The 13,700-nt window shown below is 71.2% G+C and carries 15 protein-coding genes; 4 read left to right on the top strand and 11 right to left on the bottom strand.

Features of this window, described 5'->3' with window-relative positions; translation table 11 throughout:
- The 3 genes from ABSL23_RS13460 to ABSL23_RS13450 all read right to left on the bottom strand — a co-directional run bounded on the left by ABSL23_RS13460 (position 1) and on the right by ABSL23_RS13450 (position 3,165).
- Positions 1 to 1,146 carry a hypothetical protein gene (locus tag ABSL23_RS13460; RefSeq protein WP_353634112.1) on the bottom strand — a complete coding sequence of 382 codons (1,146 nt, stop codon included), beginning with the start codon at positions 1,144 to 1,146 and terminating at the stop codon, positions 1 to 3.
- A gap of 168 nt (positions 1,147 to 1,314) precedes the next feature.
- Positions 1,315 to 1,737, bottom strand: a complete 423-nt coding sequence (locus ABSL23_RS13455) for a GtrA family protein (RefSeq protein ID WP_353634111.1) — start codon at positions 1,735 to 1,737, stop codon at positions 1,315 to 1,317.
- Positions 1,738 to 3,165 carry a sulfatase gene (locus ABSL23_RS13450; RefSeq protein ID WP_353634110.1) on the bottom strand — a complete coding sequence of 476 codons (1,428 nt, stop codon included), beginning with the start codon at positions 3,163 to 3,165 and terminating at the stop codon, positions 1,738 to 1,740.
- A 200-nt stretch (positions 3,166 to 3,365) separates the two neighbouring features.
- Here ABSL23_RS13450 and ABSL23_RS13445 point away from each other — a divergent pair, with 200 nt between their 5' ends.
- Positions 3,366 to 4,316, top strand: coding sequence for an AAA family ATPase (locus tag ABSL23_RS13445; protein WP_353634109.1), 951 nt, complete (start codon positions 3,366 to 3,368; stop codon positions 4,314 to 4,316).
- Here the strand turns inward: ABSL23_RS13445 and ABSL23_RS13440 are convergent, their stop codons facing one another.
- The 8 genes from ABSL23_RS13440 to ABSL23_RS13405 all read right to left on the bottom strand — a co-directional run bounded on the left by ABSL23_RS13440 (position 4,317) and on the right by ABSL23_RS13405 (position 12,285).
- The gene (locus ABSL23_RS13440) at positions 4,317 to 4,559 is read right to left on the bottom strand and encodes a glutathione S-transferase family protein (RefSeq protein ID WP_353634108.1); all 243 of its coding nucleotides are present in this window, start codon (positions 4,557 to 4,559) and stop codon (positions 4,317 to 4,319) included.
- A gap of 109 nt (positions 4,560 to 4,668) precedes the next feature.
- Entirely contained in the window at positions 4,669 to 5,337 is a 669-nt protein-coding gene (locus ABSL23_RS13435) for a hypothetical protein (protein ID WP_353634107.1), read from the bottom strand.
- A gap of 62 nt (positions 5,338 to 5,399) precedes the next feature.
- Complete coding sequence (locus tag ABSL23_RS13430; RefSeq protein WP_353634106.1) at positions 5,400 to 6,914, bottom strand: hypothetical protein; 1,515 nt, start codon at positions 6,912 to 6,914, stop codon at positions 5,400 to 5,402.
- The gene (locus tag ABSL23_RS13425) at positions 6,911 to 8,266 is read right to left on the bottom strand and encodes a DUF58 domain-containing protein (protein ID WP_353634105.1); all 1,356 of its coding nucleotides are present in this window, start codon (positions 8,264 to 8,266) and stop codon (positions 6,911 to 6,913) included. The genes ABSL23_RS13430 and ABSL23_RS13425 overlap by 4 nt, the downstream gene beginning before the upstream one ends.
- Positions 8,263 to 8,847 (bottom strand): hypothetical protein, encoded by a 585-nt coding sequence (locus ABSL23_RS13420; RefSeq protein WP_353634104.1) that lies wholly within the window; start codon positions 8,845 to 8,847, stop codon positions 8,263 to 8,265. Before ABSL23_RS13420 ends, ABSL23_RS13425 begins: the two co-directional genes overlap by 4 nt.
- Complete coding sequence (locus ABSL23_RS13415; protein ID WP_353634103.1) at positions 8,844 to 11,396, bottom strand: transglutaminase domain-containing protein; 2,553 nt, start codon at positions 11,394 to 11,396, stop codon at positions 8,844 to 8,846. Before ABSL23_RS13415 ends, ABSL23_RS13420 begins: the two co-directional genes overlap by 4 nt.
- 60 nt (positions 11,397 to 11,456) lie before the next feature.
- Positions 11,457 to 11,666, bottom strand: coding sequence for a hypothetical protein (locus ABSL23_RS13410; protein ID WP_353634102.1), 210 nt, complete (start codon positions 11,664 to 11,666; stop codon positions 11,457 to 11,459).
- 31 nt (positions 11,667 to 11,697) lie between these two features.
- Positions 11,698 to 12,285 carry an AsnC family transcriptional regulator gene (locus ABSL23_RS13405; RefSeq protein WP_353634101.1) on the bottom strand — a complete coding sequence of 196 codons (588 nt, stop codon included), beginning with the start codon at positions 12,283 to 12,285 and terminating at the stop codon, positions 11,698 to 11,700.
- 129 nt (positions 12,286 to 12,414) lie between these two features.
- Here ABSL23_RS13405 and ABSL23_RS13400 point away from each other — a divergent pair, with 129 nt between their 5' ends.
- From ABSL23_RS13400 to msrA, 3 genes are read left to right on the top strand one after another with little or no spacing between them, the layout of a single operon-like run.
- Entirely contained in the window at positions 12,415 to 12,612 is a 198-nt protein-coding gene (locus tag ABSL23_RS13400) for a heavy metal-associated domain-containing protein (protein WP_059057134.1), read from the top strand.
- A 59-nt stretch (positions 12,613 to 12,671) separates the two neighbouring features.
- Entirely contained in the window at positions 12,672 to 13,040 is a 369-nt protein-coding gene (locus tag ABSL23_RS13395; RefSeq protein ID WP_353634100.1) for a hypothetical protein, read from the top strand.
- A gap of 46 nt (positions 13,041 to 13,086) precedes the next feature.
- Positions 13,087 to 13,617, top strand: a complete 531-nt coding sequence (gene msrA, locus ABSL23_RS13390) for a peptide-methionine (S)-S-oxide reductase MsrA (protein ID WP_353634099.1) — start codon at positions 13,087 to 13,089, stop codon at positions 13,615 to 13,617.
- Positions 13,618 to 13,700 lie beyond the last annotated feature (83 nt).

Raw genomic sequence — 13,700 nt, 5'->3', positions numbered from 1 at the left:
CTACTCCGGCTGGTGGTCGAGACCCGTCACCAGCGAGTAGACGGTGCCCTCGTTCCTGTGGTGGAGTTTCGCGGCGGCGAACGCGTACTCGCCGCGCGTGGGTTCGTCGCGGAGCGCGAACGACGTCCCGTTCTCGTCGGCCGTCACGTACATCGCCTCGCCGGGTTCGAGCGCCGCGTCGGTGGTGACTGTCCCGGTCACGTCCGGGAAGATGCGCGCCTCCCACCCCTCGGTGGCGTTCATCCCGGAGACCTCGAAGGTGGTGTTCGCCGGGAGGGTCGCTCCGCCGCTGTTCCGCAGTTCGAGCGCGCGGCCGTCCTCCACTATCGACACGGAGAGGTTCGGCCGGTCGTCAATCCACGACGGCGCGCCCGTCCACTCGGCGTCCGTGTCCAGCGAAACCGACACCTCGCGGAACTCCCGGTCGTCGCCGGTCCCCGAGGCGAACGACGCCTCGACGCTGTGAACGACGCCCTCGGGCGTGACGAGCGCGGTCCCGTCGTACGCCGGGGCGAAGTCCTCGTCCGCTGGCTCGTCGGCGGTGAGTTCGACGAACGTCCGGCCGTCGCGCTCGACGGTGCCGTTGACGGTGTAGTTCCCGAGGACGAACTGCGTCCCGAGTCTATACTCCACGTCGAACGGTCCGTGGTTGCTCAGCCAGCTGTCCGTCCCGGGGGTGCTGGTGTTCTGCGTGACCCGGTACAGCGTCGTGTTCCGGTTCTCGACTTCGTGCCGGACGAAGCCGCGCTCTTCGGTCTGGTAGGACTCGCTCACGATGCGCGTGCCGTCCTCGGTGCGGTCGGTGGTGGCGTAGAACGGCGTCGGGCCGTCGCCGTGTGCGTACGTTCTGACGCTCGTGTCGTTCGGACCCGTCCCTTCGATGGTGAGCACCAGCGTCTCGTCGGCCGTCGCGGCGAAGTGCGCGTCCGCGAGCGTGGAGGCGTTGGTGAGCGTGCCGTTCTCGGCGACGCCCGGCGGGTACTGCTCGACGCTGACGTTTGGCGACCACGCATCGGTCGCGGTCGTCGTCTCAGCGGTCGTCGGTGCCGTGGTGTTCGACGTGTTCGTTCCGCCGGTACAGCCGGCAGTGACGAGGAGGAGGGCGACGCAGACGGCCAGCGCCGCGCGTCGTGTCGGGGACCTCATAGAATGAACCGACGGCGTGGCGTGTAAAAATACTGTCGCGTACCGGCTGCCGTCACCACTCTGTCTCGTGATTCCACGGCGTCGGCGACCCTAGAACGCGACTGCGAGACCGCCGAACGTGACGAGCGGTCGGCCGAAACTGCCGGTGAGCGCCGCGGGCGCCCCGTTTCACCCCCACGTCCACTTCGCGTCGAGGACGTAGCGGTAGAGGCCGCTGACGAAGATGGCGAACGCGTTCGCGAGGAGGTACGGGAGCGCGCGCCACTCCACGAGCGCGAACAGCACGCCGACCTGCAGCGGAATCGCGGAGCCCCGGATGACGTTCGTCTTCAGCAGGCCGACGAGGTAGTCGACGGTGCCGGTGTTTCGGTACTTGCGGAACGTCCACGCGTTGTTGAGGACGTACGAGAGGACGATGGTGATCTCGATGGCGATGACGGCGCCGACGAGGTAGTTCAGCCGGCCGACGTCCACGAACGCCCACAGCAACACCATCTGGACGCCCGCGGTGAACGCGCCGACGGCGACGAACCGCCGCAACTGCATCGCGAACGGCCCTTCGTAGAGGCCGCGGAGGTAGCGCCGCACCATCTACTTGTAGCCGAGCGCTTCCAGTCGCGCGCCGAGGTCCTCGTCGACCGCCGTCTCCGTCGTCCCGCTGTGGTCGCGGACGACGGCCGCGTGCTCGTCGACCAGCGGCGCGAACCGCTCGACGACCGCCCGCTCCTCGGGCGTCGGGTCCACGGAGCGGTCGTCCTGCTGGTCGGGGTCAGAGGGCCGGTGGTAGAGTTCGGTCGCGCCCGTGTCGACGTTCTCGATGTACGTCCAGTCCCTGTCGCGGACGCTGACGAGCAGGTCGCCGTCGTCGAGCGAGCGCGGGATAGGCTGGGCGGTTACCGACTCGCCGCGCACGGTCACCGACACGACCGGGTCGTCGTCGGGTTCGTCGCCGTCGAGGACCGCGGGGGCCAGCGAGTCGCCCTGCCACTCGGCGTTCGCGTCCACGTCCAGCAGGCCAGTAATCGTCGGCGGAATCGAGTCCAGCCCGACCTGCTGTTCGACGCGCCGCGGCTCCGCGCCCGGCACGTCCACGACCAGCGGCGCGTGAATCAGTTCGTCGTAGAGTTTCGGGTAGTGCGCGAGGTGGCCGTGCTCCTGGAACTCCTCGCCGTGGTCGCCCGCGAGCACGACCGCCGTCTCGTCGGCGACGCCCTCCGCGTCGAGGGTGTCCAGCAGGCGGCCGATGCTGGCGTCGACCTGCCGGACGGCCGCCTGATACAGCGTGCGGAGGTCGCCGAGTGTGCGCTCGCCGACCTCCCAGCCGAGGCCGGTGCGGGTGTGCGCGTGCAGCATCCGGTGGGTGCCGAGGACGTTCGAGGACACCTCGCGGATGTACCGCGGCGCGGGCACGTACGGCGTGTGCGCGTCCATGTAGTGGACCCACAGGAAGAACGGCTCGTCGGTCTCCTCGACGAACTCGGTGGCGGCGTGCTCGACGTCGAACATCCGCGAGGTGTCGAGGAACGGCCGGTCGTCGCTGTCGCCGCGCAGCCACGACCCGGCGCGGCGCAGCGGCGACGTCGCGAGCTGGAGCCACGCCTCCACCGTGGGGTGGGTGGCGAGGTAGCGGCTGTAGATGCTCGACCCGACGCTGGCGACGAACGGCTCGAACTCGTCGAACCCGTCGTCGTAGCCCCAGTGAGAGGTGAGGAAGCCGTTGGCGGCGTTGAACCCGCCCGTGGCGAACCCGGCCTCCGAGAGCGCCGAGGCGAGCGTCGGCGACTCGCTGACGCCGACCTCGTCGGAGTCGGAGAACACCGGCCGGGAGGAGAGCATCGACGGGAACGAGAACGGCGTCCAGTTCCCGTTCGCGAACGCGCGTTCGAAGACGGTCCCTCGCTGCGCGAGGCGGTCCATCACCGGCGTGTGTCGCGTCTGGTCGTACGCGCCGATGGCGTCCGCTCGCAGCGAGTCCACCGTGACGAGTACGACGTTCGAAAGCTCTGTGTCAGGTCCCATGGTCGTCGGTTGCCCCCGTTCCGTTCGAGGCGCGCCCGTCTCGAACGGCGCTGTCACGCACTCCTCTCGGTGGGAGCGGTGTATGCGTTTCGCTCGGTTACTCGAAGTGACGGGCTGACGCGGTATTAACTGAGCGGTTACTGTCGCGTACCGGGTGTAGGCGACAACTACAAGGCCGGCGCCGGCGACCCACGACTCGAATGGACGTCGACACCGCCGCCCGGACGTGCACCGACGTGATAGACGCGGTCAGCGAGGCGGTCGTCACCGACCGGCAGTTCCTCGAAACCGTCCTCTCGGGCGCGCTCGCCCGCGGCCACGTCCTCCTCGAAGACGTGCCCGGGACGGGGAAGACGCTCACGGCCCGGAGCCTCGCGACCGCGCTCGGGCTGGAGTTCACGCGCGTGCAGTTCACGCCCGACCTCCTCCCGTCGGACATCACCGGCTCGCACGTCTACGACGCCCGCACCGAGTCCTTCGAGTTCAACCCCGGCCCGGTGTTCGCGAACGTCGTGCTCGCAGACGAAATCAACCGCGCACCCCCCAAAACACAGGCCGCACTCCTCGAAGCGATGGAGGAAGGACAGGTGAGCGTGGACGGCGAGACCCACCAGCTCCCCGAACCGTTCCTCGTCATCGCGACCCAGAACCCCGTCGAGCAGGAGGGGACGTTCCGACTACCGGAAGCCCAGCGCGACCGCTTCGCCGTGAAGGCCGGCATCGGCTACCCCGACCGCGCCGGCGAGCGCGAGCTCATCGACCGCCGCGCCGACCGTCAGACCACCACCCCCGAGGTCTCGCAGGTCGTCCCCGACGACGCGCTCGCGGACCTCCAGCGGGTCCCCGAGACGGTCTCGGTCAGCGACGGCGTCCGCGACTACGTCGTGGACGTCGGCCGCGCCACCCGCGAGGACGACCGCGTCGAGGTCGGCGTCAGCCCGCGCGGCACCCAGCGGCTGTTCGAGGTCGCTCGTGCCCGCGCCGTCGTGCATGGACGGGACTACGTCACGCCCGAGGACGTCAAGCGAGCGGGCGAGTCCGTGCTCGTCCACCGGCTCGTGCTCACCGGGCAGGCCACCGTCGAGGACGTCGACCCCGTGGACGTCGTGCGGGATGTCCTCGACAGCGTGCAGGTGCCCGCCGTCTCGTGACTACTCGCCGTACGTCTCGTAGAGGTACTCGACGATGTCGTCTGACTCCGACATCCCCTCGACGCCGTGGTCGGGGTCCACGAGCACGGGCACTGCCGACTGCCCGCTGACCTCGCGCACCTCGTCCCGGCGGAACTTGAAGAAGGAGACGCGCTCGGTCTCGTAGTTGAGGCCGAGGTCGCCGAGCGCGCGCTTCACTTTCCGGCAGTACGGGCACAGCGGCTGGACGTACAGCGTCCGCATAGGAGTTAACTAGACATGAACGGTGTTAGCCCTTCTGTCGGGGTGTCCTCAGCCAGCCCCTCAACAGAGAGTAACTACTTGACGTATTGTGGTTGAGTCCGAGTTCACCCTAGTAAGGTAGCAGGTTGGGGACACTTGATCCACCAAAGTCCGTGTATATCTGAACCAATTTATACGCGGTATACACGTTCAAGAACGCATCTATTCCTCTGTATCCGTTTTTAAGTAGCTGGGCGAACTTTTTCCGTTTTTCTTCCTCTGATTCTGAGTCAAGGACTGCCTTAGCTTGACTGTGAAGTTCAATCTCAGCAGGCTTCAGGGATCCGCTGGTTTCTCTATAAATCTGGTTGGCTACTTCATCTATAAATTCAATTCTGACCCCGTGAGTATAGACAATATCAGCAATCCGGGTTTCAAAGTTGATCTCACCAACTTCGATATCGGTTCCTGATTTTGCTTTCCATCCAATGTCTGTATCTGTCGAATCCAAGCTTGATATTGTTCCTTCTGTGTCTTCTGTTTTCAGGTTTGTCTCAAATCCATCAATATCCAAGGAAACGTTATCAAATTCTCCTCCTTCACTCTCCACACCGATACCAGAGTTACCTGGACCATTGATGTCGATTGTAGAGTTTTTCAGTTTCCCTTCTACCTTTACTGCAGTGAACTCTTCCCCACTCTCATCTACTCCTTTCCCAGAAGATAGGATACGAACCGCAGGATACTGTTGTATCATATCACCAGCAAACCTATTCATACTTCGTTCTTTTCTTGTCACATAATAGTCCTATCCCCGGGTTCCAGAATTTCTTCCCGTGGGATGGGGGCCGTGTTAGTTGTTCACTCCGCGAGCGCGCCGACCAGCGCCGCCAGTCCGACGCCGGCGGCGACGAGCGCGACCAGCGCCGCGCTCGCGTCCGGCGGCTGGAACCCGGCCGCGATTCCGCCGACGAGCGTGGCCGCGTAGTACGCGAGGACGCCGACGGCGACCGCCGCGGCGACGTGGACCACCTCCGCGCGAGCGGTCGGCGCGTGCCGCTCCACCTCCGCGGCGACGCCGACGCCGTACTCGCCGACGTCCCACGCGACCATCCCCGCGGCGACGAGCGCGAACACGAACTCGCGGGGCGCGTCCTGCATCCCTGCGGCGGCCGCGGCGACCACGAGGCCGCCGGCGGCGACCGCCGCGGGGGCGCTGCGCTGGGGAATCACGCGCAGCCAGCCCAGCCCCGCGAACGCCAGCAGGAGCCCGGAGAGCGCAGCCAGCGGCGCCAGCAGGCCGACCAGCGCGAGCGCCGGCTCGCCGAACGTCGCGACGACGGGCTCGAAGTTCGCGCGCGCCTGCTGGGGGAGCGCACGCCGGACCGCCGCGACGACGCGGCCCGCGAACAGGACGCCGACGACCACCGCCAGCACGCCGCCGCCTGCGGCAGGTGCGACGCGACGCAGGCTCTCGCGGTGGTCGCCGGTCGCGAGGCGCGCAACCCGCAGCGCGGCGACGACGAGCACGGACGCGGCGATTGCGGCGAGCATGAGCGCGCGGACGACGCCCGAGGACGCGAGCGCGCCGACCAGCGAGACGAGGCTGGCGGGCAGCTGCGCGACGACGCGCTCAGCGACGCCGGAGGCAAACGCGACGAAGACGACCGCCCAGCTCAACGCGAACAGCCGCCAGACGGTCAGACAGGCGGCGACGACGAGCCGCTTCGCCCGCGCCGCCGCCTCGCGGCGCTCGCGGGGTGCGAGTTCGACCAGCGGCGCGGCCGCCGCGCCGGCGGCGAGCGCGCGCGCCGTCGCCGCGACCAGCACGAAGAACACGACCACGTCGACCGCGGTGCCCGTCGGCGAGTGGACGAGCGCGGCGATTGCGCCGAGGGCGTCCCCGAACTCGCCGAGGACGCCGACGTCCCGCTGGACGCGCCCCGCGAGCGCGGCGACCGTCGCGAAGAACGGGAGAATCGTGGTCGCGACGACGACGGAGAACGCGCGGCCGACCGCGCCGCCGCCGACGCCGCCCGTGAACGCCGCGGTCGCGCCGAAGCCCGCGGTGGCGAGCGCGACGACGACCAGCGGGTCGAGCACGTCCGCGAGCAGGGGGAAGTCGGCCGCCGAGAGCCCCGCGGCCGCGAGGACGGCGACGCCGCCGGCGGGCGCGAGCACGGACGCCGCGAACACGGCCAGCGGCTCCTCGCGCGTCGCTAGCCCGGTGGCCACCGCGAGCACGCCGCCGCCCGCGGCCGCGAGGAACGCCAGCAGTCCGTACGTGGCGCGCGCGTCGTTGACGGCGAACAGCACGACCGCGACCATCGCGGCGCCGGCGACGAGCGTCGGCCGGCGCACGGGCTCGGTGCTCATCGCTTCCCCCCGCGAATCGTCGTCGTCGCGCGGGCGACCGCGCTGGCGAGCGGTTCGTCGGGCGCCCAGTCGACGACGCTCGCGCCGGCGGCCCGGACGTCGGAGAGCGCGAGCGCGCGGTCGGCGGCGGCGAGCGTGCGTCCGGGCGTGTCCGTCGCGGTGACGTCCGGGCTGACCGCGGTGACGTGGTGGCCGTCGGCCGCGAGGCGGCGCACCAGCGCCACCGGGAACGCGTCGAGCGCGGGCGAGCAGACGACGACCTGCGTGCCCGCCGGGACGCGGTCGGCGAGCCGGTCGATTCGCGCGTCGTCGCCGGCGTCGGGCCGGCTCCCGCCGTCGGCCGCGGCGGCCGGCTCCGACTCGGCTTCGACCGCGCCGCCCTCCGGCGTCGCGTCGTCCGTTCGCGCTTCGACGGCGGCGTCGAGCACGGCCGCGATGCGCGCGTGGTGCGCGTCGCCCGTGCCGGGCGGCACCCACGCGGGGTCCGTCCCGCCGGTCACGGGGTCGTCGATGCCGAACACCGCGAGGCTGACGCGGTGGCCGGCTGATTCGAGCGGCTCCACCGCGCGCGCGGCGGCGTACGCGGACAGCGACGCGCCCGACGGCGTGCCGGCGTGCGCGGTCGCGTCGCTGGCGTCGCGGGCGTCCACGGCGAGCACGACGGCGGCCGCGCGCCGCTCCCGGTAGTTCACCGTCGAGAGTTCGCCGGTCTTCGCGTAGCGCCGCCAGTTGATGCGGCTCGCGGGGTCGCCGCGCTGGTACTCGCGCGTCGAGTGGAACTCGATGCCCGGCCCGCCGGAGTCCGTCGGGAGCGTGCCGGCGTGCGCGGTCGTCTGCCGCCGCAGCGGCACGTCCGCGACACTCACCCGACAGTTCAGTTCGTCCGCGCCGTTCACGGGCGCCTCGACCGTGCGGGCGTTCGTCGCGCTCGCGCCGCGGATACGGACCGTCGGCGCGTCGAACGGGAACTGCCCGCGGTCCGCGACCACGGTGTACTCGACGGTCGCCGTGCCCCCGGCTGGGAGCGCGAGCGCGGCGTCCGGCGACCCGTCCACCACGCGGAGGTCGCCGGGGACGCCGTCGGCGACGCGGACGTCCGGGAGCGCGCTTCCGCCGACGTTCTCCACGGTGAGTTCGACGGTCACGCGGTCGCCGGGCAGCGGCGAGTCCGCGGAGAGGTCGCGGGTCGCGCGAATCGGGTCGCCGCCGCGGGGCGCCGAGAGCGCGCCGTACAGCACGAACGCGAGCGGAATCACGGCGGCGACGAACAGCGCCGCGCGCCCGCTCGCGACGCCGGCGCCGGCGAGCGCGAGCGCCGCCAGCAGGCCGCCGGTGAACCGCGACTGGCTCACCGCGACCCCTCCGTGGCGGCGTCGTGGACGGCGTCGACGGTGCGCTCGACGCGCCGCCGGAACGCCCGTCCGGGGTTGACCCACCCGCGCAGGCGCTCGCGGAGCGGGTACCGGGGCGCGCGCTCGTCGCCGAGGAACGCCGCCGCCACCGGGTCGTCGGTCCACTCGCCGCGCGCGACGGCGGCCGCGGCGTCGCCTCGCGTCCCGGCTTGCCGCTCGCACGCGCGCACCGCCGTCTCGCGAATCCGCTCGCGGACTCGCGGCCGCGCGTCCCGAGCGAAGGCGTCGTCGCCGTCCGCGATGCGGTCCAGCGCGCCGTCGACCGGCTGGCCGGGGTCGGCCGCGGCCGTCTCACTGCCCGCGTCCGCCAGCGACGGGGTCGCCTCCGGTTCGGACTGTCGGCGCCGCCGGAGCGCGTACCCGACGAGCGCCGCGCCGACGACCCCGGTCGCGAGCGTCGCGTCCAGCCCGCTCGCCGCGCCGACCAGCGACGCGGGCGCGACCCCGACGACCACGCCGACGGCGACCGCGACGCCGGCGACGCCGACCGCCGCCAGCACCGTCCTGCGGAGCGCGGTCACGGTTCGTCCTCCTCGCGGTCGGCGCCGCGCACCGAGTCCAGCGCCTCCTCCGCGCGGTCGAGCCGTGCGTCCTCCGCGCGCCCGCCGTACGCGGCGTCCCGGAACGCGGCCGTGAGCGCGTCCACGGGCCGCTCCGGGAACCCGCGCTCGACGGCCTCCCGGGCGACCTCCGCGGGCGTCTTCGTCTCCCAGCGCTCGACGCCGACGACCGCGACGAACCGCCGCCACACCGCCTGCAGGCGTCCTCTATCCGTATTCGCGTTCGTCTCGGCTCGCGGCTCGCCGGCCGCGCCGGCGTCGCGTTCGCGTCCGACGCCCGCGGTCGCGGCGAGTCCGGCGAGCCAGCCGCGGACGTCCGGAAGCCGGACGCGCCCGGGGAGGGACGCGAACCACGCGAGCACGCCGCGCCAGCCGTCCGCCGTGGCCGCTCGGAACTCGGCCGCGAGGTCGTCCAGCGAGTCCGTGAGGCCGACGAGCGCGCCGACGACGTAGGACGTAGCGCCGCGCGCGGCGGCGACAAGAGCGCTCGCGATGCTCCGGGGCGTGAGACCGCGCTTCTGCGCGGCCAGCACGACGCCGGCGAGCGCGCCGAGCGCCGCGAGCACGGCGGCCGCGGCCGAGGGCAGCACCCACCCGAGGTACGCGGTCGTGGTCTTCTCGCTGGCCGTCGCGACGACCGCCGGCGCGCGCGTCAGCGGTATCTCGAAGGCGACGGTGCCGTCCGCGTCGGTTTCGCCGACGGCCTCCCCGGCGACCGTGACGGCCGCACCGCTCACCGGCTCCCCGCCCGACGTGACGCGAGCGGTGGCGGTCGTGCCGGGGAGCGGCGCGACGAGCGACGGGGACACCGCGACGGCGAGGTCGTCCACGGGGTAGGTCGTCGTCTCGCTGAGGTCGTCGCGGGACGCCGTGACGTCGAGCACGCCGCTGGCGTCTTCGGGAATCTGGACCGCGATGCGGCCGTTCTCGTCCGTGCGGCCCTGCTCGACGCCGCCGACGCTGACCGCGGCGTCCGGGAACGGCCGGCCCGCGACGGTGACGGTGAGCGTGCGCTCGGCGCCGGGTTCGACGTCGCCGTCGAAGGAGAACCGCACGTCCGCGTTCACGTCGAGCGTCTGCGCGGAGTCGTTGCCGTCGTCCTGCTGGGCGACTGCCGGCGACGCGACGCTGTACGCGCGGTCGCCGCCGACGGGCGCGGACGCCAGCGAGCCGCTGGACGCCGTGACGTTCACCGTCGTTTCGACGCTGACGCGCAACTGCTCGGCGTACGGGACGGTGAACGCGACCGTACCGTTCGCGTCCGTCTGCCCGACGCGGTCGCCGTTCACGACGAGCGCGACGTTGCGCGCGGGCAGGCCGGCGGTCGTCACGGTCGCGGTCACGCGCTCGCCGGGCACCGCGGTCCGGTTCAGCGACACCTCGAAGTCGCGCTCGTCCTCGTGGAGTTCGTCGCGGGCGCTCTCGCGGGCGTCGCCGGGCGTCGGGTCGAAGCGCACCCAGCCGACGTCCTCGAAGTAAACCTCGACCCACGCGTGGGCGTCGGCGCCGCGCACGAGGTACTTGCCGTCGCCGACGTACTCGCCGCCGGCATAGCCGACAACGTAGCGCGCTGGCACGTCCTGCGCGCGCAGCATCGTCGTCATCGCGGTCGCGAAGTACTCGCAGTAGCCCGCGTCTTGCTCGAAGAGGAACTGGTCGGTGATTTGGTCGCCGGGCTCGGGCACGTCGGTCAGCGAGTACGTCTTGTTCGCTTCGAGGTACTGTTCGACGCGGCGCGCGGCATCGTAGCGGTTGTCCGCGTCCCCGACTACCTCGGCGGCGCGCTCGCGCACGCGGTCGGTCGTCTCGACGGTCGTGTACTCGGTGTCGACGACGCTGCCCGCGACGCGCACGTCGTCGAGCACGCTCGGCGCGGACAGCGCCTCGATGCTCTGCACGCGGTACGTCTGCCCCTCGGTGAACGCCGCGCTCGCGCTGATGCCGCTGGTCGGCGTCAGCGACACCGACGGACAGCCGCCCGCGCACGTGAGGTTTATCGGCCGCCACGGCGTGGGCAGCGAGGTCGCGGGCCGGCGCAGCGTGACCTCGTTCCACTCGATCGGCCGCTCCGTGACGGGGCGGGGCGGCTGGACGCGGTTGACCTGCTGGCGCTCCCAGCCCGACCCCGTGTAGGTGGTGTACGCTTCCGTCCGCCAGTACCGCGACTCGTCTGCCTCCGCGACGAAGTGCGTCTCCGTCGCGTTCGCGCGCTGGCCGGGCGACATCGGCCCGCCGACGCTGGCGGTCTCGCCGGGCGTGAGCGCGCCGAACGCGGACGCGCCGAACTCGAAGTCCCCGGGCTGGCCGTTCGCGTCCCCGAGGAGCGCGTCCGCGCCCGGAATCTGACGCAGGAGCTCTGGCACGTCGCCGGGCGCGGGCGGCGAGTCGAGGCCGCCCAGCGGGGCCTGCCCGGCGAGCGCCGGCGCGGCCGCTGCGGCGGTGACGAGGCCGACCGCGAAGACGACGGCGAGGAGGGCGCGGCGCGCGTCGGGACCGGAGGCGTCGCTCATTTGTCTGCCCGTTGGCCGCCACGCCACGTATATGATTCGGAGGGTGCGGTGGGCGTGCTGTCAGTCCACGTCCAGAATCCCGACCGCCGCCAGCGCCGCTTGCGCGACGAGTACGACCGCGAGGACGGCGCCCGCGAACAGCAGCGGCGCGGCGAGCAGGCGCGCGACGCGGTACGGGAGCACCAGCCGGCCGAACCCGAGGACGACGAAGCTCGCCGCGACGAGCGCGAACAACAGTAGCGAACGGGAGACGAACGCGTTCCGGCGCACAGGTGGAGTCGCTGCCGCGGCGGCTTAGCCGTTAGGCTTCGGCGTCGTGGCGGTCGTAGCGCTCCTCGAAGCGCGCCTGACACGACGAACAGCAGAAGTGGTAGCGGTCGCCGTCGATGCGCGCGGTCTCGCCCTCGCTGGTGACGGTGTTCCCGCACTCCGCGCACGCCATCGCGAACTCCTCGCCGACGCTGGGGTGCCACTCCGCGTCCGCGAGCAGCGTCACGTCGTAGTCGCGGACGCGCTCGGTGCCGACCGTCTCGGTCACCCACGAGCGCACGTCCTCGACCGGGAGCCGGGCCGAACACACCACGTCGCCGCTTGCGGTGACGAAGACGTGTTCGACGGCGTCCGCGCCGCCGACGGCCTCGCGGACGGCGTCGACGTCTCCCGGCGGGACCGACAGCTCCACGAGGACGTTGGCGCCCTCGCGGAGCCGCGAGCGGTCGATGTCCACGGTGAACCGCTCGATGACGCCGCTGTCGCGGAGGTTCGCCACGCGGTCGGAGACGGCGGGTGCGGACAGCCCCACGTCGTCGGCGATGTCGCTGTACGGGCGGCGGGCGTCCGCCGCCAGCAGTTCGAGGATGCGGCGGTCGGTCTCGTCGAGGTCGGACATGCCCGAGAGTCGGAGACACGAACACAAAGCGATTGCGGCGTTCGACGCTCGAATCCAAACTCCGAGCGGGCGGCTGGCCGAACGTCGTGAGGCGAAACTGCATTAGGACGGCGGGACCTACGGACGCGTATGTCCCGTACCATCACCGTCGAAGGGATGAGCTGTGGCGGCTGCGAATCGACCGTCGAAGACGCGCTCGAAGGCGTCGCGGGCGTCGAGTCCGCGAGCGCGGACCGCGAACGCGACGCCGCCGACGTCGAGGGTGACGCGGACGCCGACGCTCTCGTCGCCGCGGTCGAGGACGCCGGCTACGACGCGTCGGCGTAACTACCAGCAGGCGTCGCGAGAGGCGCAACCTTCTCCCCCCGTCCGCGCGAAGTGAGAGCGTGACTGACTACCGTCCCGGCCAGTGTAACATCGGCAGCGAGCAGCGCCAGCGGCGCGCTCGCATCGCCGCGCTGGCGTTCCTCACGGCCGCCGCGGTGGTCGCCGCGTACCTCGCGGGCGGCCTCCCGGAGCCGCTGTTGCTCGTCGTGTTCGTCCCGCTGGCGGTCGGCTTCGAGTGGGCGTTCCAGTCCCACGAGTCGTTCTGCGTGCGGCTGGCGATGGTCGGCCAGTACGCCTTCGGGGACGACCGCGGGGACGTCCCGGACGCCGCGAACCGCCGCGCCGACCGACTGTACGCCGCGAAAATCACGGCCGCGAGCGTGCTGCTGGCGGCGGTCCTCACCGCCGCGCTCGTGTTCGCGCTCTGACGCCGGTGTCGGGTCTGTTAACTGCCGGGCCCACCAACGTTCGCGCATGACCGAGACTGCGACGTTCGGCGGCGGGTGTTTCTGGTGCGTGGAAGCGGCGTTCGAACAGCTCGCCGGCGTCACCGACGTCACCTCGGGGTACGCCGGCGGCCACGTCGAAGACCCCTCGTACCGCGAGGTCTGCAACGGCACGACCGGCCACGCGGAGGTCGTGCAGGTCGAGTACGACACGGACGAGCTCGCCTACGAGGACCTCCTCGAAGTGTTCTTCAAGGTCCACGACCCGACGACGCTGAACCGGCAGGGGCCCGACGTCGGCGAGCAGTACCGCTCGATAATCCTCTCCCACGACGACGACCAGCGCGACCTCGCGGAGGCGTTCGTCGAGGAGCTGGAAGCCGCGGACGCCTACGAGGACGACATCGTCACCGAAATCGAACCGCTTGAGACGTTCTACCGCGCGGAGGACAAGCACCAGAACTACTTCGAGAAGCACCCGAATCAGGCGTACTGCTCAGTGAACGTCGCGCCGAAGGTGGCGAAGGTGCGCGAGGAGTTCGCCGAGAAGGTCCGGTAACGACCCTACGTTTGGCACTTTTTGACACACGCCTGGCGACGAGCCGCCCGGATACGTCAACAAGCCTATTATAAACGCGTTTG

Source organism: Halobacterium sp. NMX12-1 (assembly GCF_040435975.1).
GTDB lineage: Archaea > Halobacteriota > Halobacteria > Halobacteriales > Halobacteriaceae > Halobacterium > Halobacterium hubeiense.
Note: the sequence above shows the minus strand (reverse complement) of the source record. Positions and strands in the feature narration are given on the sequence as shown.